Here is a 22,787-nt window from a genome sequence, read left to right as displayed (position 1 = left end):
GCGCCGTGCGAAACCCGCACGGCGCCCTTCTTCTGTCCGATGATCGAAGGTCCCTACTTCCAGGCGCCGTAGGGATCGATCGAGGTCTTGCCCAGCGCTTCGGCCACGGCCGGATGGGTCAGTTCGCCGTTCAGGACGTTGAGGCCCCGGGCCAGGTGGACATTGGCCTTCAGGGCGTCGAGACCCTTGTCGGCCAGGGCCAGACCGAAGGGCAGCGTGGCGTTGCCCAGCGCTTCGGACGAGGTGCGCGGCGCCGCGCCCGGCATGTTGGCCACGCAGTAGTGGACGACGCCGTCGACGGTGTAGGTCGGCTCGGCGTGGGTGGTCGGCTTGCTGGTCTCAAAGCAGCCGCCCTGGTCGATCGAGACGTCGACCAGCACCGAGCCCGGTTTCATTTGCTTCAGGTGCTCGCGGCGCACCAGCTTGGGCGCGGCCGCGCCGGCGGTCAGCACCGCGCCGATGACGACATCGGCCTTGAGGATCTCTTCCTCGACGGCGCCGAAGGTGGAGTAGCGGGTCAGGATCCGGCCCTGATAGAGGTCGTCCAACTCGCGCATGCGCGGGATCGAGCGTTCCAGCACCACGACCTCGGCGCCGAGGCCCGCAGCCATGCGCGCGGCATTGCTGCCGACCACGCCGCCGCCCAGCACGGCCACGCGGGCCGGGGGCACGCCGGGCACGCCGCTGAGCAGCAGGCCCATGCCGCCATTGTGCTTCAGCAGCGTCTCGGCCGCCGAGAACACGGCGATGCGGCCGGCCACTTCCGACATCGGGGCCAGCAGCGGCAGGCCGCCCTTGGCGTCGGTGACGGTTTCATAGGCGATGGCCGCGCAGCCGCTCTTGAGCAGGCCTTCGGTCTGGGCCGGATCGGGCGCCAGGTGCAGGTAGGTGAAGAGGATGTGGCGCGGTTCGAGCTTTTCCCACTCGACCTTCTGCGGCTCCTTGACCTTCACGATCATGTCCGCGCCGGCGAAGACCGCGTCGGCGTCGGCGACGATGCTCGCGCCCGCCTTGACGTAGACGTCGTCGGCATAGCCGGCGCCGAGGCCCGCGCCCGACTGGACGATGACGGTATGACCGTGGCCGACATATTCACGGACGGCCGTGGGGGTAAGTCCGACCCGGTGTTCGCCCGGTTTGATCTCGGAAGGGACGCCAACGCGCATGATGTTTCCTCCAAAGGCGCTTTGATGGCGATCATGCGCCTCTTTCACCGCAGTTTTCTTGGCGATTTCGGCGAGCGCCGCCGTCTTGATGCAGGAATCCTGCGTGCTATAATATTTCTATGAAGAAAGCCGCCGTAGAACTGGACAGTTTCGACCGGAAGCTCCTCACGGCGCTGCAAAGACGTGGCCGAGCCAGCTATGTCGAGCTGGGCGAGGCGGTCAGTCTTTCGGAGTCGGCCTGCCTGCGTCGCGTCCGGGCGCTGGAGGAGCAGGGCGTCATCAGCCGCTACGCCGCCGTGATCGACGAACGGGCGGTGGGCCTGCCGCTCAGCGTGTTCGTCACCGTGACCTTGTCGTCCCAGGCCGAAAGCGCGCTCAGCGCTTTCGAAAAGGCCATCGCCAATGTGCGCGAGGTGGCCGAGTGCTACCTGATGACCGGCGGCTCGGACTATCTGCTGCGGCTGGTGGTGCGCGATGTCGACGACCTGGAGCGCGTCCACGCCCAGGAGCTGACGCGGATCCCCGGCGTGGTGCGGGTCAGTTCCAGCATCGCCATGCGCACCGTGGTCAAACGTGTCGAATTGCCGCTGTAGGGATCGATTAACCTTGTCTTGAGCCGTCGGGGCTTAAGCTTGCTCGACTTTCAATCGCGTCGGGGGACGAGATGGTTTCGAGACGGCTCCTCTTGGGGGCGCTGGCCGGCATGGCCGCGCCGGCTCTGGCCTTCGCCGAAGGCGACGGGCATGCGCCCAACCTGCTGACCAAGAAGGGCAGGCGCACCGCCAGCGCCCTCAAGCATCAGGCCGGCGACAAGGCCGCCCTCAACAAGGCGATGGCCAGCGTCAAGCCGATGGAGCCCGACCCCGCCCACGCGCCGGAAGCCCATGCGCCGCCACAGGAGGTCTCGCCTGACGAGGCCCTGGGCCGCCTCAAGCACGGCAACGGCATCTTCGCGCGCGGCGGCGCCAATCTGATGCTGCCCAGCCTGGCGCGGATCAACGATCTGTCCAAGGGCCAGAAGCCGTTCGCGATCATCGTCGGCTGTTCCGACAGCCGCGTCCCGCCCGAGCTGGTCTTCAATTGCAATCTCGGGGAACTGTTTGTGGTCCGCGTCGCTGGCTCCACCGTCAGCCGCGAAGGCCTGGGATCGATCATCTACGCCGTCGAGCATCTGGGCGCGCCGCTGATCGTGGTTCTGGGTCACACCAAGTGCGGGGCGGTCGGCGCCGCCGTCGACGTCGCCACCAAGTCCGCCCACCTGCACGGGGCCCTGCACGAGATGGTGCTGCCGATCCTGCCGGCCGTCACCGCGGCCGAGGCCAAGCATCCCGCTGATCTGCAGGACGCCGCCATCCGTCAGAACGTCCGCGACGTCGCCGCCCGGCTCAAGGTCGCCGACGGCGTGCTGGCCGAGAAGCTGGGAGAGGGGCGCCTGAAGATCGTCTCGGCCTGCTACGACCTGGCCAGCGGTCTCGTCGCCTTCGACGCCTGACATCGTCATCTTCGCGCCGTTGACCCTCGTCGCCGCTTAGGCTCAAGTCCCCCCGGGGCTGAGCTTGAGGGGAGAGACGATGTCGACGGACGAGACGCCGCCGGAAGGCGGCCGTGACTTCCGCACGGCTCTGAAGGCTCGATGGGACGCCGCGCGCGCTGCAGTCGCTGATCGCTGGCCGGACGCCCTGAAAGGCCCTGTCGCCCTGGCCCTGGCCGGGGCGCTGGTCGTCGGCTTCGGCGGCGGCTTCGCCGTCGGCAAGGGCGGACAGTTCTTCGGCGGCGGCAAGCCGGCCGGCGCGGAGTCGGTCAAGGGCGAGGCCTGGTCGCTGTTCGGCAAGCCGCGCTCGGCCAACGCCCCCCGTCGCGGCATCCCCAAGCCCGAAGGCTTCGCGGTCTGGCAGACGCGCGTCGACAGCAGCGGCCCCGATCCGCTGGCCTGCATCCGCATGAGCCGGGACCTTGATCCGTCCAAGGCCTATGCCGACTTCGTGCTGGTGTCGCCCGATCTTGGCCGCCAGCCGTCGGTCCGGGTGAAGGGCGACGAGTTGTGCCTGGGCGGGATCGGCTTCACCGACCATCGCATCACCCTGCTCAAGGGCCTGCCCGCCAAGGGCGGCGAGACCCTGGGCGCCAATGCCGACGTCGACTTCACGTTTGGCGAAAAGCCCCCCTATGTCGGCTTCGCCGGCGACGGCGTGATCCTGCCGCGCGAGGAGTCCGACGGCGTCGCCATCGAGACGATCAACGTCCAGACCCTGGCCATCGAGGTCTGGCGCGTCCCGGACCGCAACCTCGTTCGCAAGTCGATCAGCGCGCCCGAACCGACGGGCGAAGGCGACTGGGCCGGCGACTATGGCGAGGACTCCGTCGGCGACGACGGTCGCCAGGTCTGGAAGGGCACGGTGCAGGTCACCGGCGGCGCGACCGGCCAGAAGGCCACCACCGTCTTCCCGCTGGGCGCGGTGCTCAAGGACATGAAGGCCGGCGCCTTCGTCATCAAGGCGCGCGACGCCTCGGGCGGCCGCGAGGCCGAGGACGGCGACAACAATCCCGCCCAGGCTCGCCGCTGGATCGTGTTCACCGACATGGCCATGCTGGCCTATGACGGCTCCGAGAGCCTGGACGTGGTCGTCCGTTCGCTGAAGAGCGCCAAGACGGTCTCGGGCGTGCGCGTGGCCCTCGTGGCCGCCGACGGCGAGTCCCTGGCCGAAGCCCAGAGCGACGCCGACGGCCGCGTGCGGTTCCTGCGTCCCTTGCTGAAGGGCCAGGGCGCCGAGCGCGCCAAGATGGTCATGGCCTATGGCGCTCAGGGCGATCTGGCCGTGCTGGATCTGGACCGCTCGCCGGTGGACCTGTCCAAGCAGGGCGTGGGCGGTCGCACCGAGGGCGGGGTCGATGGTCGCAGCGTCGCGGCCGACATCGACGGCTACCTCTACGCCGACCGCGGCATCTATCGTCCGGGCGAGACGGTCCACCTGACGGCGATGATCCGTGACCGGATGGCCAAGGCGGTCAACGACCGCAAGGGCGAGATCATCGTCAAGCGCCCCTCGGGCGTCGAGTTCCGCCGCTATCAATTCAGCCAGGCCAATGCGGGCGTGGCCCTGGCCGACATCGCCCTGCCGCGCTCGGCGCCGCGCGGGCGCTGGACGGCGGAACTACGTATCGAGGGCATCGAGGAGGCGACCGGGTCGCTGAGCTTCTCGGTCGAGGACTTCGCGCCCCAGCGTCTGGCCGTCACCGCCACGGGCCAGGAGTCCGTGCCGATGGGCGCGGGCGACACGCGCAAGGTCGATGTCTCGGCGCGGTTCCTCTATGGCGCGCCGGGCGCGGGCCTGCAGACGCAAGGCGAGGCGCGCCTGCGCGCCGACACCGACCCGTTCCCGGCCTTCAAGGGCTTTGAATGGGGCGACCAGGGCAAGCCGTTCGAGGAGAAGTATCTCGACCTCGGCGCGACGGTGACCGACGGCGAAGGCCGCGCGATCCTGTCGGTGGGAACCGGCGATGTCGGCGACACCGCCCAGCCGCTGGTGGCCTCGGTCACAGCGTCCGTCTTCGAGCCGGGCGGTCGTCCAGTCCGCGAGGGACTGGACCTGAAGATCCGTCCCAAGGCCGTCTATTACGGCGTCAAGGTCGAGCAGGGCGAGGCGGGCCAGGGCGATCCGCCTGTCAGCCTCGACCTGATCGCGGTCAACGCCGCCGGCCAGCGCATCGGCGCGACGGCGACCTACACCCTGGTGGCCGAGCGCTGGGACTATGACTGGTTCCAGCAGAACGGCCGCTGGCAGTGGCGGCGCAGCAGCCGCGACGCGATCGTGGCCAAGGCTCAGGTCAATATCGGCGCTGGCCAGCCGGCCAGGATCACCCGCCGCCTGGGCTGGGGCGACTATCGCCTCGAGGTCGAGGGCGCCGATGGGGCTCGGACTGTCACCCGCTTTTCGGCGGGCTGGGGCGCGCCGGCCCGTGAGGGCGAGGCGCCGGATGTCGTCCGCGTCACCGCTGGAACCAAGGCCTATGCGCAGGGCGACACCGTCGAGATCACGCTCAAGCCGCCCTATGCGGGTGAGGCCCAGATCGCGGTCGCCACCGATCGCCTGATCGACCTGAAGACCGTCAGCGTCGGCGAGAAAGGAACGACCGTTCGCCTGAAGACCTCGGCCGCCTGGGGCGGCGGGGCCTATGTGATGGTCAGCGTCATCCAGCCGCGCGATCCGGTGGCCTCGCCCAAGCCGCGCCGGGCGCTGGGCCTCGTCTATGTGCCGATCGACCCCAAGGGCCGCAAGCTGACGGTCGATCTGGGCACGCCCAGCAAGATCGACAGCAAGGCGCCGGTCGAGATCCCGGTGAAGGTGTCGGGCATGGGCCTGGGCCAGAAGGCGCGCATCACCATCGCGGCGGTGGACGAGGGCATCCTGCGCCTGACCCACCAGGAAAGCCCCGACCCGGTGAAGTGGTACTTCGGCAAGCGGGCCCTGACCCTGAATTATCGCGACGACTACGGTCGTCTTCTGGACCCGAACATGGGCGCGCCGGCCAATGTCAATTTCGGCGGCGACGAGATCGGCGGCGAGGGTCTGACGACCACGCCGATCAAGACCGTGGCCCTGTGGTCGGGCGTCGTGGAGACCGGCTTCGACGGCAAGGCGGTGGTCAAGCTGCCGGCGGCCGACTTCAACGGCGAACTGCGCATCCAGGCCGTGGCCTGGACCGACACCGCCGTCGGCTCGGCCTCCAAGCCGCTGACCGTGCGCCAGCCGGTGGTGGCGGACCTGAACCTGCCGCGCTTCCTGGCGCCGGGCGACCAGGCCTACGCCACGCTGGAGCTGCACAATGTCGAGGGCAAGCCGGGCGCCTATACCGCCGAGGCCTTCTCGGTGGGCGGGCTGAAGGTCGCCTTCAAGAAGGTGTTCCAGCTGATCCTGGGCCAGCGCGTCGCCGAGAAGATCCCCTTCCTGGCGCCGGACGTCACGGGCGTGGGCAAGATCGGCTTCAAGGTCGCAGGCCCGGGCTTTGTGACCCAGAAGGACTATCCGATCCAGACGCGCCTGGGCTGGGGCGACATCGTGCGCACCACCACCGAGCCGCAGAAGCCGGGAGAGGCCTTCACCCCCTCCTACCCGCTGCTGGCGGGCCTGGCGGCGGGCGATGTGACGATGCAGGTCAGCTATTCGCCGATCCGGGGCTTTGACCCGTCGGCGATCGCGGTGGCGCTGCAGCGCTATCCGTACGGCTGCACCGAGCAACTGGTCTCGACGGCCTATCCGCTGCTCTATGCCCAGACCTTCTCCAATGACCCCAAGCTCAAGCGCACCCCGGCGGCCCTGGCCGGCGCGGTGGGCAAGCTCTTGGACCGCCAGACCCTGGACGGAGCCTTCGGGCTTTGGCGCGTGGGCGACGGCGAGGCCGACCCGTGGCTGGGCGCCTATGTCGTCGACTTCCTGTTGGAGGCGAAAGCTCAAGGCGTGGCCGTGCCCGATGCGGCCATCGACAAGGCCGTCAGCGCCATGCGCCAGGTCAGCCGTCCCGACGGCTGGGCCTCGGTCGCCTACCGCATGGAATATCCGGGCTGGTGGGCCAGCAACGAGGACGCCTCCAAGCAGGCGACCGAACGGATGCGCCGCCGCGCCAGCGCCTACGCCCTCTATGTGATGGCGAAGGCGGGCAAGGGGGATCTGGCCCGCCTGCGCTGGTGGCACGATGTGCAGATGGAGGACGAGGACCAGCCGATCGCCAAGGCCTATGTCGCCGCGGGCCTGGCCCGGATGGGCGACAACGCCCGCGCCCGCTCGGCCATGCGTCAGGCGGTCGGGTCGCTGGGCTATCGTGACGAGATGGACTGGTACCAGTCCACCCTGCGCGACACCGCCGTGCTGACGGCGCTGGCGGCCGAGTCCGGCATGATGGACGTGGCGCGACAGATGCAGGGACGGCTTGAGAACTCGGTCAAGGATCCTGACGCCCTCAACACCCAGGAGCAGGCGGCCCTGCTGCACGCGGCCAACGCCCTGATCAAGGCCTCGGGTCCGATCTCGATCCAGGCGACCGGCGCCAACCCGCTGCCGCCCGCCGGCGGCGCGCCGCGCTGGGCGGTGGGTAAGCTGGCCGACGCCCGCTTCGTCAACACCGGCAAGGGCGTGCTGTGGCGAACGGTCAGCGTGCGCGGCACCCCGGTTTCCGCGCCGCCGGCCACCGCCAGCGGCCTGTCGGTGGGCAAGCGCCTGCTGTCGATGGGCGGCGCGCCGATCGATCCGGCGACCATCCGCCAGGGCGACCGGATCATCGTGCTGGTCTCCGGCCGCTCGATGCAGGAGCGCTCGGTGGCCCTGGTGGTTGACGACGCCTTGCCCGCCGGCTTCGAGATCGAGACCACCCTGGGCGCCGACGACGCCCAGAACGGTCCGTTCAAGTTCCTGGGCGAGCTGACCGCCGCCGACGTGCAGGAAAGCCGCGACGATCGCTTCATCGCTGCCCTGGACCTGGAGGGGAACACGCCCTTCGCCCTGGCCTATGTGGCGCGGGCGGTGACGCCGGGCTCGTTCTTCCTGCCGGGCGCCGTGGCCAAGGACATGTACCGTCCGGCGATCGTGGCGCGCTCGGACGCCTCGCGCGCGACCATCGCGCCTGGGCAATGATGCGTGACGGCCTATCGGCCTTCTTCCCCCTCTGGGGGAGGAGGGCCGCAGGCCCGGAGGGGGCCAGTCGGTGAGGGGTCTGGACGTTTCCGGCGGGGTTTCCCTGACCCGCCCCCTCCGGATGCTGCGCATCCTCCTCCCCCAAAGGGGGAAGACGAGCGATGGCGTCCCCCGCCTGACCAAGGTCCTGATCGCGGTCCTCGCCATCGAGCTGACCCTCTTCACGCTCAGCGCCGTCTTCCCGCCCGACATGACCCGGGCCAAGCAGTCCTCGGCGGTGGTGCTGGACCGGCGCGGCGGATGGCTGCGGGCCCTGCCGGTCGAGGACGGCCGCTGGCGGATCCGCGCCGACCTGGAGCGCACCGACGCCACCTTCCAGAAGCGCCTGATCAAGGTCGAGGACGCCCGGTTCTGGTGGCATCTGGGCGTTGATCCCCTGTCGCTGGTTAGGGCCGTGGGCTCGGCGGTGGTCCAAGGGCGGGTGACCTCGGGCGCCTCGACCCTGACCATGCAGACCGCGCGCCTCTTGGAGCCGCGTCCCCGCACCCTGTGGGCCAAGCTGATCGAGATGGTCCGGGCCGTGCAGCTGGAGTCGCGCCTCTCCAAGCGCGAGATCCTGGCGTTGTACCTGACCCTGGCCCCCTATGGCGGCAATCTGGAGGGCGCGCGGGCCGCCAGCCTCAGCTATTTCGGCCATGAGCCGTCCAGCCTGACAGATGGTGAGCAGGCCCTGCTGATCGCTCTGCCGCAGTCGCCCGAGGCCCGCCGCCCGGACCGCCGGCCCGAGGCGGCCAAGGCGGCGCGGCGCGCGGTGCTGGATAAGATGGTCCGGGGTGCAACCATCAGCGAAGCCGCCGCCTATGAGGCGCAGAACGAGCCCCTGCCGCGTCGGGCCGCCTTCCCCACCCTGGCCTGGCACGCGGCCGGCGAGCTGGCGCGCGCTGCGCCCAAGGGCCAGGCCAGCGTGGTCTCGACCCTGGACGCAGACTTGCAGTCGCGCCTTGAGCCGATGGCCGCCGCCGTCGCTGCGGCCCAGGGGCCGGACGCCACCGCCGCGATCATCGTGGTGGAGATCCGCAACCGCGCGGTGCGGGCGTCAGTGGGTTCGGCCGGGCGCGACCGGGCCGGGGGCTGGGTCGACATGACCCGCGCTTTGCGCTCGCCGGGCTCGGCCCTCAAACCCTTCATCTACGCCATGGCCATGGACGATGGCCTGGTGGCCGCCGACACCCAGCTGACCGACAGCGCCACCCGCTTCGCCGACTATCAGCCCGAAAACTTCGACCGGGTGTTCCACGACAAGGTCACGGTGCGCGAGGCGCTCACCCATTCCCTCAACGTCCCGGCCGTCGCCACGCTGGAGAAGCTGGGGCCGGAGGCCTTCGCCGGTCGCATCGAGGCGGCGGGCGCGCATCTGGCGCGGCCCAAGGCGAAGCTGAAGGAAGCGGGCCTGGCCCTGGCGCTGGGCGGTGAGGGGATCACCTGGCGCGACCTCGTCATGCTCTACGCAGCGCTGGGCGACAACGGGATCGCCAAGCCCCTGGCCTGGACCGAAGCCGAAGCGGTGACCCGAGAGCGGTCGGGCGGGACGCGCCTCGTCCGCCCCGAGGCGGCGCGGCAGGTGCTGGACATCCTGCGCGAGGCCCCCTCGCCCAAGGGCCGCGCGCCGTCGGCCCTGACCCGGGGCGGGCCGTCGATGGCGTTCAAGACCGGCACGTCTTACGGGTTCCGCGATGCGGTGGCGGCCGGGGTGGTCGGCGGCTATGCGATCCTGGTCTGGACGGGCCGAGCCGACGGCGGCGCGCGCGGCGGCCTGACGGGACGGGACGCGGCCTTGCCGCTGTTGTTCGACGTCGCTGACGCCGTGGGCGCTCAGGGCTCAGCCCCGCGCCCGATCGCGCCCAAGGCCGCGCCGCTGGCGCTGCAGAAGCTGCGGGCGGCCGATGAAGGCCCGCGCCTGATCTTCCCGCCCGACGGGGCGGCGGTGCAGGTCGAAGCCCTGGGCCCGAAGGCGCGCGGCCTTGTGCTCGCGGCCGAAGGGGAAGGCCTGACCTGGTATGTGGACGGCGCGCCGCTGGATCTCGATCCGGTCAGCGGCCGCGCGATCTGGAAGCCCACCGCGCCGGGGTTCTACAGGCTCACCGTCGTGGACGGGGAGGGTCGCAAGGCCGCCGCCCGCGTGCGAATCCGGGGCGAATAGGGCCTCAGCCCGGCTGGCCGACCGCGCGCTGGTAGTCTTCCAGACCAGCAATGCCGACATTGAGGTCGTTCACCAGGCCGTCGGCCAGGGAATAGACCCAACCGTGTACGGCCAGGGACTGGCCCCGCGCCCAGGCGTCCTGAACGAAGACATCCGATGCGACATTGCGCACCTGACGCTTGACGTTCAGCTCGGTCAGGCGGTCGAGGCGCGCGCGCTCTTCCGGGATCGCCTCCAATTCGTGGCGGTGTTCGGCGTGGACCTCGCGGATCGGGTGCAGCCAGTGATCGACGAGACCCCGGCGCTTGCCGTCGATCGCCGCCGCCACCCCGCCGCAGCCATAGTGGCCCACGACCATGATGTGCTTGACCTTCAGGACGTCGACCGCGAACTGCAGCACGCTCAGATAGTTGGCGTCCTGCGGCGGGGCGAGGTTGGCCACGTTGCGGTGGACGAACAGCTCGCCGGGATCCAGGCCGACGATCTCGTTGGCCGGCACGCGGCTGTCGCTGCAGCCGATCCACAGGTATTCGGGGCTCTGCTGGTTGGCGAGGCGCCTGAAGAAGTCCGGATCGACCGCCGTCTTGCTCTTCGACCAGGCGGCGTTGTTGGCTTTGAGGTCTTCAAGCATCTAGCGTTCCGGGTGGTGATCAGGGTGGGCGGCGGCGATGGCCGGGTGCGCCCGGGCGTGAGCCGCCGCCGCCGCGATAGCGGGGAACGGCGACAGGTCGACATTGAAGCGGTTGGCGTTGAACACTTGCGGGACCAGCAGGCAGTCGACCAGCCCCGGCGCGTCGCCAAAGGCGTAGCCCTTGCTGTGGGCGGCGACCATCGGCTCCAGGGCCGCGAAGCCGTCGTTGATCCAGCGCGCGACCCAGGCGTTGCGCGCCGGCTCGTCGACCTCAAGCGCGGCCAGCTGGCGTAGGATGCGCAGGTTGTTCAGCGGATGGATGTCGCAGGCGATGATCTCGGCCATGGCCCGCACTGTGGCGCGGTCAAAAGCGTCGCTCGGCAGCAGCGGATGGTCGGGAAAGGTCTCGTCCAGCCATTCCAGGATGGCCAGGCTCTGGGTCAGCGGACGCCCGTCGACCTCCAGCGTCGGCACCAGGGCCTGGGCGTTGAGCGCGCGGTAGGCCTCGCCCTGATGGGCGTTGGCCACCAGGTCGACGGGGCGCAGCTCGAACGCAAGGCCCTTGAGGTTCAGGCCGATACGGACCCGATAGGGCGCGCTGGCGCGCTTGGCGCTGTGCAGGACGAGCTTCATGTCAGCCTTCTCTCTTGGACGCGGACCGGCGCTGCGCGGCTAGACGAGGGTGAACTCCAGGCGGCCGACGCTGTCGATCTCGCCCACGACCTTGTCGCCGCGCGCGATGGCGGCGACGCCTTCGGGGGTGCCGGTGAAGATCAGGTCGCCGGCGGCCAGGGTCCACAGCTGGCTGGCCTTGGCGATCACCTCGCCGATGTTCCAGATCATGTCGCCGACCAAGCCGTGCTGGCGCGCCTGGTCATTGACCGACAGGGTCACGGCGGCGTCGGCCGCCGGGGCGTCCATCACGCGGATGGCGCTGATCGGCGCGCTCTGGTCAAAGCCCTTGGCCGCCTCCCAGGGCTGCCCCTTGGCCTTGGCCGCAGCCTGCAGGTCGCGACGGGTCAGGTCGACGCCGACCGCATAGCCGAACACGCAGGCCAGGGCCTGCTCGATCGACATATCCGCGCCGCCCGCCTTCAGCGCCACCACCAGCTCGATCTCGTGATGCAGGTCGCTGGTCGCCGACGGATAGGCGATCTCTGCGGCCAGCGGCATGATCGCGTCGGCGGGCTTGGCGAAGAAGAACGGCGGGTCGCGATCATCGCCCCCCATCTCGCGGCGGTGGGCGGCGTAGTTGCGGCCGACACACAAGATGCGACGCACCGGGAACAGGGCGTCCGATCCCTCCACCGGGACCGTCGGGATGGCGTGCGGGGGAAAAGCGTAGGTCGTCATGGCGCCTCCTGTAGACCCAAACGGCGCGTGTCAAAACCCCGGTCGCGCAACCGTGAAAGCCGGACTCAAATTGGCCGCCGTTTCGCAACGAGATGGTTGAACAGGCGGGCTAAACGTTCTTTCACTTGCCGCCACGCCCACCGTCGAGTCATCTCGCTGTTGGGGACTAGGGCTAGGACGCCCGTCGGGCGGGTGTCGACATCCGGGACGACGGGCGCTGAATTGGAAACTTTGGAGCTTGGCTCCGCTGCGCAGCTTCCGCCGCGCGGCGATCCGGCTTCCATCGGGGGCATTAGGAAGACCATGCTGATCATCGAGAATCTGACCCACGTCTATGGCAATGGCACCCGCGCCCTGGATGAGGTCAGCCTGACGATCCCGCGCGGCATGTACGGCCTGCTGGGCCCCAACGGCGCCGGCAAGTCGACCCTGATGCGCACCATCGCCACCCTGCAGGCGCCGACCTCGGGCCATATCCGGTTCGGTGACATCGACGTGCTCAAGCACCCCGAGGAACTGCGCAAGACGCTGGGCTATCTGCCTCAGGACTTCGGCGTCTATCCGCGGGTGTCGGCCTACGACATGCTCGACCACATGGCGGTGCTGAAGGGGATCGCGGGCGGCAAGGAACGCAAGGCGACGGTCGAGCACCTGCTGAACCAGGTGAACCTGTGGGATGTGCGCAAGAAGGCGATCGCCGGCTTCTCGGGCGGCATGCGCCAGCGCTTCGGCATCGCCCAGGCCCTGATCGGGGATCCGCGCCTGATCATCGTTGACGAACCGACCGCCGGCCTCGACCCCGAAGAACGCAACCGCTTCCTGAACCTGCTGGCCGAGATCGGCGAGAACGTGGTGGTGATCCTGTCGACCCACATCGTCGAGGACGTCTCCGACCTCTGCCCGGCTATGGCGATCATCTGCAACGGCGCCATCGTGCGCGACGGCGCCCCCGCCGACTTGGTGGCCCAGTTGAAGGGCCGGATCTGGAAGAAGATCATCGACAAGGCCGAGCTGGAGGCCGCCAAGGCCCGCTACAAGGTCATCTCCACCCGCCTGCTGGCCGGCCGCACCGTGATCCACATCGAGTCCGAGACGGATCCGGGCGACGGCTTCACCGCCGTCGAGGGCGGGCTGGAGGACGTCTACTTCTCCACCCTGTCGTCCACCCGCTCGCGCCAAGCCGCGTAAGGAGGACGAGCCGATGTTTGGCAAGATCGCGGGCTTTGAGCTCCGCTACCAACTGAAGTCGCCCGTGTTCTGGGTGGTGGCGGTCATCTTCTTCCTGATGACCTTCGGCGCGGCGACGATCGATCAGATCCGCATCGGCGGCGGCGGCAACATCCACAAGAACGCCCCCTATGCGATCGCCCAGACCCACCTGATCCTGGCGATTTTCTACATGTTCGTGACCACGGCCTTCGTGGCCAATGTGGTGGTGCGCGACGACGAGACGGGTTTTGGGCCGATCCTGCGATCCACGCAGATCCGCAAGTTCGACTATCTGTACGGCCGGTTCACCGGGGCGTTCCTGGCGGCGGCGATCTCGTTCCTCGTGGTGCCGCTGGCCATCTTCGTCGGCTCGTTCATGCCCTGGGTCGACCCCGAGCGGCTGGGACCCAACGACCTGAACGCCTATCTGTTCTCCTATTTCGCCCTGGCCCTGCCGGCGATCCTGCTGACCTCGGCGATCTTCTTCGCCCTGGCCACCGTCACCCGCTCGATGATGTGGACCTATGTCGGCGTCATCGCCTTCCTGGTTCTGTACATCATCGCCGGCATCGCGCTGGATCGGCCCGAATACGAGAAGGGCGCGGCGCTTTGGGAGCCGCTGGGCACCGCCGCCTTCGGCCTGGCGACCAAGTACTGGACGGCCAGCGAGCGCAACAGCCTGACGCCGCCGCTGGCCGGCGCGCTGCTGTTTAACCGCGTGTTCGTCCTCGTCCTGGCGGCCGGCTTCCTGGCGCTCGCCTCCAGCCTGTTCCGCTTCCAGTCCGCCGAGCTGTCGGGTCAGCGCAAGAGCGCCAAGAAGATCAAGGCCGCGCCGGTCGAAGCCGCGCCCGTCGCGTCCGGCCCGCTGCCGACCCCGGTGTTCGACCGCCGGACGGCCTGGGCCCAGCTGATCGTGCGCACGCGCCTCGACATGGGCCAGGTGTTCAAGAGCCCGGCCTTTTTCGTGCTGTTGTTCCTGGGCCTGGCCAACGCCATGGGCGCGCTGTGGTTCGCCACCGAGGCCGGCCGCTATGGCGGCGTGGTCTATCCGGTGACCCGGATCCTGCTCTTTCCGCTGCTGGGGTCGTTCGGCCTGATCCCGATCATCATCGCCATCTACTATTCGGGCGAGCTGGTCTGGCGCGAGCGGGAGCGCAAGACCCACGAGATCATCGACGCCACGCCGGTTCCCGACTGGGCGTTCGTCGCCCCCAAGACCCTGGCCATCAGTCTGGTGCTGATCTCGACCCTGCTGATCAGCGTGGTCGCCGCCATGCTCAGCCAGGTGTTCCACGGCTACTTCAATTTCGAGCTCGAGAAGTACCTGCTGTGGTACGTGCTGCCCCAGGCGCTGGATTTCATCCTGGTGGCCGTGCTGGCGGTGTTCCTGCAGACGATCAGCCCGCACAAGTTCATCGGCTGGGCGCTGATGGTGATCTACATCGTCAGCACCATCACGTTCACCAACCTTGGTTTCGAGCACAAGCTCTACAACTACGGCGCCACCACCGAGACGCCCTTCTCCGACATGAACGGCCTGGGCAAGTTCTGGGTCGGCGCCTGGTGGTTGCGGGCCTACTGGAGCGCCTTCGCTCTGGTGCTGCTGGTGCTGGCCTACGGCCTGTGGCGGCGCGGGACCGAAAGCCGCCTGTTGCCGCGCCTGCGTCGCCTGCCGCTGCGCCTGAACGGCGCGGCCGGGGCGCTGATGAGCGTGTCGCTGGTCGCCTTCGCGGCCCTGGGCGGGTTCATCTACCTCAACACCAACGTCTGGAACGAATACCGCACCAATATCGACGGCGAAAAATGGCAGGCCGACTACGAAAAGACCCTGCTGCCGTTCGAGAACGTGCCTCAGCCCAAGATCATCGCCCAGACCCTGGAGGTCGACATCCAGCCGCACGCCCCCAGCCTGGAAACCAAGGGCTCGTACGTGCTGGAGAACAAGACGGGCGCGGCGCTGAAGGAAATCCACGTCCGCTTCGATCGCGACCTGCAGGTCAAGGGGCTGTCGATCGAAGGCGCGCGGCCCAAGAAGACCTTCGAGAAGTTCAACTACCGCATCTTCGCCTTCGATACGCCCATGGCGCCGGGCGAGCAGCGCAAGATGAGCTTCATCACCCTGCGCGCCCAGCGCGGCTTCCCCAACAGCGGGGCCGAGACGCGGGTCGTCGACAACGGAACCTTCGTCAACAATCTGGAGATCGCCCCGATCCTGGGCATGTCGCGCGACGGCCTGCTGACCGACCGCGCCAAGCGCCGCAAGTACGGCCTGCCGCCCGAGCAGCGCATGGCCAAGCTGGGCGATGTTTCGTCGATGCAGTTCAACGGCCTGCGCAAGGACGCCGACTTCATCCAGTCCGACATCACGGTCACCACCGTGGCCGACCAGACGCCGATCGCGCCGGGCTACAAGGTCTCCGACACCGTCAAGAACGGCCGCCGCACCGCGCGCTTCGTCACCGAGGCGCCGATCATGCCGTTCGTCTCGATCCAGTCGGCGCGCTACAAGGTGGCCGAGGAGACCTACAAGGGCGTCCAGCTGGCGGTCTATTACGACCCCCAACACGCCTGGAACATCGACCGGATGAAGACGTCGATGAAGCGGTCGCTGGACTATATGGGGACCAACTTCAGCCCCTATCAGTTCCGCCAGCTGCGCTACCAGGAGTTCCCCGACTACGCCCAGTTCGCGCAGTCGTTCGCCAACACCATTCCGTGGTCGGAAGGGATGTTCTTCATCTCCGACTACCGCGACCCGACCAAGATCGACATGGTCACCTATGTCGGCGCGCACGAGATCGGCCACCAGTGGTGGGCTCACCAGGTCATCGGCGCCAACCAGCAGGGTGGGGCGATGCTTTCGGAGACCTTCGCCCAGTACTCGGCCCTGATGGTCATGAAGCGCACCTATGGCGAGGAGCAGATCCGCAAGTTCCTGAAGTTCGAGCTGGACAGCTATCTGCGGGCGCGGGGCGGCGACGTCATCGACGAGCAGCCGCTCTACAAGGTCGAGAACCAGCCCTACATCTATTATCGCAAGGGCTCGCTGGTCATGTACCGCCTGCAGGACCAGATCGGCGAAGAGGCCGTCAACCGCGCCCTGCGCAAGCTGATCGCCGACTTCGCCTTCAAGGGCGCGCCCTATCCCACGACGCTCGACTTCATGGCCGCGCTCCGGGCCGAAGCGCCGGCCGACAAGCAGGCGCTGATCACCGATCTCTTCGAGAAGATCACGCTCTATGATCTGAAGACCAAGAGCGCTGCGGTAAAGAAGCGGGCCGACGGCAAGTTCGACGTCACGGTCGTGGTCGACGCCCAGAAAAAGTACGCCGACGGCAAGGGCAAGGAGACCGTTGCGGCGCTGAACGAGACGATGGAGATCGGCCTGTTCACCGCCAAGCCGGGCGACAAGGGCTTTGTCGCCAAGAACGTCGTGCTCTATCAGCGCCGGCCGATCCGATCGGGCGAGAACACCTTCACCTTCACCGTCGACAAAGCGCCGACCTTCGCCGGGATCGACCCGTACAACACGGTCATCGACCGCAACAGCGACGACAATACGGTCAAGGTCGGCGGGTGAGCGACGCGGCCGAGATCCGGATGGATGCAGGGGCGCTGAACGCGTTCCTGCATCGCGCCTTTCCCGAGGTGGATCCGGAGCAGATGCCGCAGGTTCTGGAGGTCGAGGCCGGCCGGGCCCTGCTGAAGTTGCCCTATGCGTCGCGGCAACTGCGGCCGGGTGGCGTGATCTCCGGCCCGACGATGATGAGTCTGGCGGACACCGCCGCCTACGCCATGATCCTGGCGCGGATCGGAGAGGTGGCCCTTTCGGTGACCACCTCGCTCAACATCCACTTTCTGCGGGGCTGCAAGCCGGGCGACCTCTATGCCGAGGCCACCCTGCTCAAGCTCGGCCGCCGCATTGCGACGGTCGATGTCCTGATGTGGACGCAAGGGCGCGAGCGCGCCGCCGCCAAGGCGACAGTCGCCTACGCCATTCCCTGACTACTGACGGGCCTTGGCCACCTTCTCGCCGGTGTCGAAGCCCTTCTTCAGGCCCTCGGCCATGTTCAGATGTTCCTGGATCGTCGGCGCGGTCTCGGCGGCGAAGGTCTTCAGCGCCGGCGTGTCGCCATCCTGGGCGTAGCGTTGCAGCAGGTTCAGCGTGGACTGATGCGTGTCGATCATGGCGTCGGCGTATTGCTTGTCGAAGTCCTTGGGGTCGGTCTTCGCCAGATCGTCCAACGCGTCCTGCAGATCCTTGGACAGCATGGTGGGCAGATTGATCGTGGCGCCTGAGGTTATGATCGCCGTGTTCAGGCTCCGACTGGTCTTCTTTTGGGCCGCGTCCATCGCTATGGCGAATTTCTTTACCGACGGATTGGTCGAGCGCGAGGCGGCCAGCTTGGCGGCCTCGATTTCGAACATGGCGCCGTCGGCCAGCTTGGTGGCGAACACGTCGGCCTTGGCTTCGTCGGCGCGCGTCGGAACGGTTGCGGCGGGCTTGGCGTCCGGCGTCGCGACCTGCTCGGCCGGCGTGGCGGCGCCCTTGGTTTCATCGGATTTCTGGCCGCACGCGGCCAGGCCCAGCGCCGCGACGGCGGCGCCGGTCATGAGAAAATGACGGATCATGGCTGTCTTTCCCTGCGGTTCTTTTTGTAGTGAGGGGTGGGGGCGACGCCGCGGTTCGCCGTCGTGCCGAGAAAACATCACAGCGCCGTGATTGGTTCCGCAAACAGGGGGATTATCGAGATGGCTCACCCAAGTCCGACGGGTCCCCTTCAAGGGCTGCGGGTGATCGAGATGGGCTCGCTGATCGCCGGGCCCTTCTGCGGCCAGGTGCTGGGCGACTTCGGGGCCGAGGTCATCAAGCTCGAGGATCCCAAGGTCGGCGATCCGATGCGCCAATGGGGACGCTCCAAGCCCAAGGGGCTGTCGCCCTGGTGGCCGGTGATCGGCCGCAACAAGAAGTCCGTCACGGTGGATCTGCGCACCGAGGAAGGCCGCGACATCGCCCGGGCCCTGATCGCCAAGGCCGACGTCGTGGTCGAGAACTTCCGGCCCGGCACGCTGGAGAAATGGGGCATGGGCTATGAGGCCCTGGCCAAGACCAATCCAGGCCTGGTGATGGCGCGGGTATCGGGCTTTGGCCAGACCGGGCCCTATGCCAGCCGCGCCGGCTACGCCCTGGTCGGCGAGGCCATGGGCGGCCTTCGCCACATCACCGGCGAACCCGACCGTCCGCCGGCGCGGGCCGGAATCTCGATCGGCGACAGCCTGTCGGGCCTGAACGCGGCGCTGGGCGTGATGATGGCCCTGCACGCCCGCCAGCGCACCGGCAAGGGGCAGGTGGTCGACACCGCCATCTATGAGAGCGTGCTGACGGTGATGGAGAACCTGGTCACCGAGTACGACCTGACCGGCTATGTGCGCGAACGGTCCGGCGCGGTGCTGCCGGGCATCGCCCCGTCCAATGTCTATCCGACGAGGAGCGGCGAGCTTGTTCTGATCGGCGCCAACCAGGACACCCTGTTCCGCCGCCTGTGCGAGCTGATGGGACGGCCGGATCTGGCCGACGATCCGCGCTACTGCGACCATGCCGCGCGCGGCGCCCACCAGGCTGAGCTCGACGCCCGCATCGCCGCTTGGACCGCCGATCAGGACATCGAGGACCTGCTGCCGAAGCTGGAGGGCGCGGGCCTGGCGACGGGGCGCATCTACCGCGCGCCCGACATGTTGACCGACCCGCAGTACGTGGCCCGGGAGTCGATCGTCACGGTGCCGCATCCGGTGTTCGGCGAGATCAAGATGCAGAACGCCTTCCCGAGGCTGACCGAAACGCCGGGCGGGGTGCGCTGGCCGGGACCGACCCTGGGCGAGCACACCGACGCGGTCCTGGCGGACGTCGCCGGGATGAGCGCCGAGGCGATCGAAGGTTTGCGCAAGACAGGCGTTCTGGGCTGAGGCGAGGGGTGGCCCTCAGGCCCGTCCGGTGACCCCGGCCACCGCGCGGGCGATCTGGTGCACGTTGTAGGGCTTGCGTACGATCGGGGCGTCGAAGCCCATCGGGGCGGCCTTGTCGGCGTAGCCGGTGGCGAAGACGAACGGCCGTCCGATCGAGCGGAGGATCTCGGCGACCGGGGCGACGGACTGGCCGTTGAGATCGGCGTCGAGCACCGCGACATCGAAGTCCAGTTCGACCATCGACAGCGCTTCGCCAAGTTCGGCCGCGCAGCCGACCACCTCAACGCCGGCGTCCTCCAGGCCCGCTTCCAGCTCGAGCGCCAGAAGCAGCGAGTCCTCGACGATCAGCACCTTGAGGCCGGCGATGGCGCCCGGGCGCACGGTTTCGTCGGCGGCGACCACGGTTTCAACAATACGCTCGGGCGCGGCGCTGACGGGCTCGATCGGCGGGGCGTCGGCCAGGGCGTCCGGGGCACCCTGAATCATCGCGGTCACGCCGCCGGGGCGATAGCTGATCTTCGCCGCACCGCCCAGTTCGCGACCGGCCACGTCCTCGATCAGGGTGGCGCCGAAGCCCTTGGTCGCGGGGGCCACGGCCGGCGGGCCGCCGGTCTCCAGCCATTCGAGCGCGAAGCCGCCTTCGGGGGTGCGCCGCCAGACCACCTCGACCTTGCCGTTCTCGGTCGACAGTGACCCGTAGCGCACCGCGTTGACCGCCAGCTCGTGCAGGGCCAGCGACAGGGCCGCCGCCGCACGCGGCGTCAGGAACAGTTCCGGACCGTCCCATCGCGTCTGGGTGGGGGCCAGGCCTCCCAGTTCGGCGGCGGCGATCCGCGCCAGGGTCGCGCCGCGCCAGCGCGCCGCGCTCAGCAGGTCGTGCGCCGAGCTCATCGACTTCAGGCGCGCGGCGAAGGTCTTCAGGAACACGTCCAGAGACGCCGACTTGCGGGCCGACTGCGCCGCCACGGACTGGACCACGGCGAGCAGGTTCTTGATCCGATGGTCCAGCTCGGCGACCAGGCTCTCACGCTGGGCTTCCTGCAGCTTGCGCGGGGTGATGTCCTGGACGACCCCGATCAGCCGCGAGGGCTGTCCGTCGGTGTCCATCAACATGACGCCGGCGACGCTGTTCCAGGTCTCGCCGCCATGCTCGAGGGGCGTGCGTCGATACTCGGCGGTGAAGCGGCCGCTCTGGGCCAATTGCCGATCGATATTGGCGCGGACCGCTTCGCGGTCATCGGGATGGATGTAGGCGTAGAGAGCGTTCCCGCCCTGGCTGTCCAGCTCGCCTTCGGGAAGCCCCGACAGCTTGGCCAGACGGGGGCTGATCCTGAATGTGTTGGTGGCCACGCACCATTCGAACTCGCCCAGGCTGGCGGCGGCGATGGCCAGATCGAGGCGCTCGCTCTCCAGCGTCGGAACCTTGGCGTACGGCCCGAACAGGACCTCCGTCGCCAGGTCGGCCAGATCGGTCAGGGCCTGCAGGTCCTCTTCCGCAGCGGGACCGCCCATGCCGGGGCCTTCGACCACCAGGGCGCCCAGCGCGCGACCCGCGCAGTCGCGGATCGGGACGGCAAGGCCGAGGGGCGCGTTGGCGACCACCACCCTGTGGGCCAGATCACCCTCGCGCGGGGCTTCCGGGCCCGCATAGCCGACATAGGCGGCGCGCCAGATGCGCGCTTCGTCCACCAGCACGACCGCGGCCTTGGGCGCGTCGAACAGGCGTGCTGCGAGCCGGATCAGGCGAGACAGTCCGGGGCCGTTGACCACCCCATCCATGACGCCCAGTCCCCGCACAGCTTCAAGGCGCTCTGCTTCCAGGCGATCGTCGCTGGCTCTTGGGGCGTCGTCCATGATTCGACCTTAGCCTCGCTTCGCGCATTGCGCGAGCGCCTTTGGATTCCTCGGTGGTGAAGCCTTTGGCGTTGCGCTAACTTGGAACCCTAGCGCCAAGCTCGGCGTTGACGGTGCGCGTCATCAGCGCCCGGTCGGTCGCGTCGCGAACAGGAGAGAATTCATGCCCGCCAGCTCCCCCGCCGCCAAGGAAGCCGCCAAGGCCAAGACCGCGACCCTCGAGGCGGTCGAGCATGCCGAGCGCAGCTTCGCCCAGGCCGCCGACGCCGCCCGCATTTCGCTGACCGAAGCGGCCAAGCGGGTCGAGAAGTCGGTGTCGGAAGGCTTCGATACCCTGCGCGCCCAGAGCCGCGCCTATACCGACACCGCCGGCCAGACCCTGGAAGAGGCCCAGGCCTATGCCGCCGAGCGCATCCGCGAACGTCCGATCACCGCCACCCTGGCGGGCCTGGGCGTGGGGGTGCTGATCGGCCTGCTGATCGCCGGCGGCAGCCGCAACAACCGCTGATGTTTGAAAAAACCCTGATGACGCTGGCGGCGGCCGCGGCGATCGCCGCCGCCGCCGCGGTCAGCGTCGTCTCCGCCGCCTTCGCGCTGTATGCGGTCCTGGTCCCGTTGGTGTCGCCCGCCGGCGCTGCGGCGATCGTCGCCGCCGTCGCGGCCCTGATCGTCGCCATCGCCGGCATGATCGCCGCCCGCAAGGTCGAAAACCGGCGAGTCGCCAGCCACGAGGCGACGCCGCCTGCGGGTTTCGATCTCACGGGCAAGATCGTCGAGATCGTCCGCGAGCGCCCGATCATGTCGATCGGGCTTGGCCTGGCCGCCGGGATCTTCGCCCTGAAGAACCCCAGCCTGACCGCGACCGTGGCCAAGGCTTTCCTGGATCCCAAGCCACCCGAACGCTGATCGCGCGTTGTATTGTGAGCCGAAAGCCGCCGGGCTGGCCTCGGCGGCGTTTCGTGTGGGCCCAGCCTTGCGGAAACCCCAAGTTTCCAAGGGGATTTCTCAACTAAAGTTGAGCGTTCGGAACGACGGAGCCGCTTACGCTTCGCCGCCGCGCGCACTAGATGCCTTCCCGCGCGTTCCCGCTCCTCCCTTCATGGGAACGCCTTCCCATGGAGTGATCATGACGTACACGCTTCCCGACCTGCCCTACGCCTATGACGCGCTGGAGCCGACCATCTCGGCCAACACCCTGCGCTTCCACCACGACAAGCACCACGCCGCCTATGTCACGGCCCTGAACGGCCTGCTGAACGGCGACGACAAGGGCTCGCTGGAAGCGGTGATCAAGGGCGCCGGCCCCGGCAAGGTGTTCAACAACGCCGCCCAGGCCTGGAACCACGCCTTCTTCTGGGACGGCCTGTCGCCGACCAAGACCGCGCCGGGCGCCGAACTGGCCGCCGCCATCGACGCCACCTTCGGCGGCATGGACGCGCTGAAGGAAAAGTTCGTCGCCGAGGGCATCGGTCACTTCGGTTCGGGCTGGGTGTGGCTGGTCTCGGACGCCTCGGGCGCCCTGAAGATCATCTCGACCCACGACGCCGAGAGCCCGGTCACGCAGGACCTGACGGCCCTGGTCGTCGCCGACGTCTGGGAGCACGCCTACTATCTGGACTACCAGAACCTGCGGAAGGGCTTCCTGGAAGCGGTCTTCGACAACCTGATCAACTGGACCCTGGCCGACAGCCAGTATGCGGCCGCCAAGTCGGGCGCCCAGGGCTGGGCCTATCCGGCGCCGACCTAACCGAACAAGGCGGCGCGAGCGTGTTCGCGCCGCCTCC

The 22,787-nt window shown here is 68.6% G+C and carries 17 protein-coding genes; 11 read left to right on the top strand and 6 right to left on the bottom strand.

Annotation, left to right across the window (positions count from 1 at the left end; translation table 11 throughout):
• Positions 1-53 precede the first annotated feature (53 nt).
• Complete coding sequence (ald, locus tag OVA11_RS01960) at positions 54-1,166, bottom strand: alanine dehydrogenase (protein WP_268065796.1); 1,113 nt, start codon at positions 1,164-1,166, stop codon at positions 54-56.
• 119 nt (positions 1,167-1,285) lie between these two features.
• Between ald and OVA11_RS01955 the strand changes: the two genes are divergently transcribed.
• From OVA11_RS01955 to pbpC, 4 genes are all read left to right on the top strand, one after another.
• Positions 1,286-1,759, top strand: coding sequence for an Lrp/AsnC family transcriptional regulator (locus OVA11_RS01955; protein ID WP_096053146.1), 474 nt, complete (start codon positions 1,286-1,288; stop codon positions 1,757-1,759).
• A gap of 71 nt (positions 1,760-1,830) precedes the next feature.
• The gene (locus OVA11_RS01950; RefSeq protein ID WP_268065795.1) at positions 1,831-2,658 is read left to right on the top strand and encodes a carbonic anhydrase; all 828 of its coding nucleotides are present in this window, start codon (positions 1,831-1,833) and stop codon (positions 2,656-2,658) included.
• 79 nt (positions 2,659-2,737) lie between these two features.
• Complete coding sequence (locus tag OVA11_RS01945) at positions 2,738-7,792, top strand: alpha-2-macroglobulin family protein (protein WP_268065794.1); 5,055 nt, start codon at positions 2,738-2,740, stop codon at positions 7,790-7,792.
• 121 nt (positions 7,793-7,913) lie between these two features.
• Complete coding sequence (gene pbpC / locus OVA11_RS01940; RefSeq protein WP_268065793.1) at positions 7,914-9,992, top strand: penicillin-binding protein 1C; 2,079 nt, start codon at positions 7,914-7,916, stop codon at positions 9,990-9,992.
• A gap of 4 nt (positions 9,993-9,996) precedes the next feature.
• Here the strand turns inward: pbpC and OVA11_RS01935 are convergent, their stop codons facing one another.
• Genes OVA11_RS01935 through OVA11_RS01925 form a run of 3 tightly spaced genes read right to left on the bottom strand, consistent with a single transcriptional unit; the run spans position 9,997 to position 11,976 of the window.
• Positions 9,997-10,623 carry a carbonic anhydrase gene (locus tag OVA11_RS01935; RefSeq protein ID WP_268065792.1) on the bottom strand — a complete coding sequence of 209 codons (627 nt, stop codon included), beginning with the start codon at positions 10,621-10,623 and terminating at the stop codon, positions 9,997-9,999.
• Positions 10,624-11,256, bottom strand: a complete 633-nt coding sequence (gene maiA, locus OVA11_RS01930; RefSeq protein WP_268065791.1) for a maleylacetoacetate isomerase — start codon at positions 11,254-11,256, stop codon at positions 10,624-10,626.
• Between the two features lie 39 nt (positions 11,257-11,295).
• Complete coding sequence (locus OVA11_RS01925) at positions 11,296-11,976, bottom strand: fumarylacetoacetate hydrolase family protein (RefSeq protein ID WP_268065790.1); 681 nt, start codon at positions 11,974-11,976, stop codon at positions 11,296-11,298.
• Positions 11,977-12,279: 303 nt separating this feature from the next.
• On the opposite strand from OVA11_RS01925, the gene OVA11_RS01920 reads away from it, so the two are divergent.
• Genes OVA11_RS01920 through OVA11_RS01910 form a run of 3 tightly spaced genes read left to right on the top strand, consistent with a single transcriptional unit; the run spans position 12,280 to position 17,190 of the window.
• The gene (locus OVA11_RS01920; RefSeq protein ID WP_268065789.1) at positions 12,280-13,164 is read left to right on the top strand and encodes an ABC transporter ATP-binding protein; all 885 of its coding nucleotides are present in this window, start codon (positions 12,280-12,282) and stop codon (positions 13,162-13,164) included.
• A 13-nt stretch (positions 13,165-13,177) separates the two neighbouring features.
• On the top strand, positions 13,178-16,765 hold the full coding sequence (locus tag OVA11_RS01915) for an ABC transporter permease/M1 family aminopeptidase (protein ID WP_268065788.1): 3,588 nt from the start codon (positions 13,178-13,180) through the stop codon (positions 16,763-16,765).
• The gene (locus tag OVA11_RS01910; RefSeq protein ID WP_010921393.1) at positions 16,762-17,190 is read left to right on the top strand and encodes a PaaI family thioesterase; all 429 of its coding nucleotides are present in this window, start codon (positions 16,762-16,764) and stop codon (positions 17,188-17,190) included. Before OVA11_RS01915 ends, OVA11_RS01910 begins: the two co-directional genes overlap by 4 nt.
• On the opposite strand, the gene OVA11_RS01905 is transcribed toward OVA11_RS01910, so the two are convergent.
• Entirely contained in the window at positions 17,191-17,817 is a 627-nt protein-coding gene (locus OVA11_RS01905) for a DUF4142 domain-containing protein (RefSeq protein WP_268065787.1), read from the bottom strand.
• Between the two features lie 120 nt (positions 17,818-17,937).
• Here OVA11_RS01905 and OVA11_RS01900 point away from each other — a divergent pair, with 120 nt between their 5' ends.
• Positions 17,938-19,149 carry a CaiB/BaiF CoA transferase family protein gene (locus tag OVA11_RS01900; protein ID WP_268065786.1) on the top strand — a complete coding sequence of 404 codons (1,212 nt, stop codon included), beginning with the start codon at positions 17,938-17,940 and terminating at the stop codon, positions 19,147-19,149.
• 15 nt (positions 19,150-19,164) lie between these two features.
• Here OVA11_RS01900 and OVA11_RS01895 read toward each other — a convergent pair whose 3' ends face one another.
• Entirely contained in the window at positions 19,165-21,003 is a 1,839-nt protein-coding gene (locus tag OVA11_RS01895; RefSeq protein WP_268065785.1) for an HWE histidine kinase domain-containing protein, read from the bottom strand.
• A 163-nt stretch (positions 21,004-21,166) separates the two neighbouring features.
• Here OVA11_RS01895 and OVA11_RS01890 point away from each other — a divergent pair, with 163 nt between their 5' ends.
• The 3 genes from OVA11_RS01890 to OVA11_RS01880 all read left to right on the top strand — a co-directional run bounded on the left by OVA11_RS01890 (position 21,167) and on the right by OVA11_RS01880 (position 22,750).
• The gene (locus OVA11_RS01890) at positions 21,167-21,511 is read left to right on the top strand and encodes a hypothetical protein (protein WP_268065784.1); all 345 of its coding nucleotides are present in this window, start codon (positions 21,167-21,169) and stop codon (positions 21,509-21,511) included.
• Positions 21,508-21,909 carry a hypothetical protein gene (locus tag OVA11_RS01885; RefSeq protein ID WP_268068872.1) on the top strand — a complete coding sequence of 134 codons (402 nt, stop codon included), beginning with the start codon at positions 21,508-21,510 and terminating at the stop codon, positions 21,907-21,909. Before OVA11_RS01890 ends, OVA11_RS01885 begins: the two co-directional genes overlap by 4 nt.
• A 220-nt stretch (positions 21,910-22,129) precedes the next feature.
• Positions 22,130-22,750 carry a superoxide dismutase gene (locus tag OVA11_RS01880; RefSeq protein ID WP_010921386.1) on the top strand — a complete coding sequence of 207 codons (621 nt, stop codon included), beginning with the start codon at positions 22,130-22,132 and terminating at the stop codon, positions 22,748-22,750.
• Positions 22,751-22,787: the final 37 nt, after the last annotated feature.

Source organism: Caulobacter sp. SL161, from assembly GCF_026672375.1.
Classification (GTDB): Bacteria; Pseudomonadota; Alphaproteobacteria; order Caulobacterales; family Caulobacteraceae; genus Caulobacter.
The sequence above is the reverse complement of the archived record's forward strand: the minus strand, read 5'-3'. Positions and strand labels throughout refer to the sequence as shown.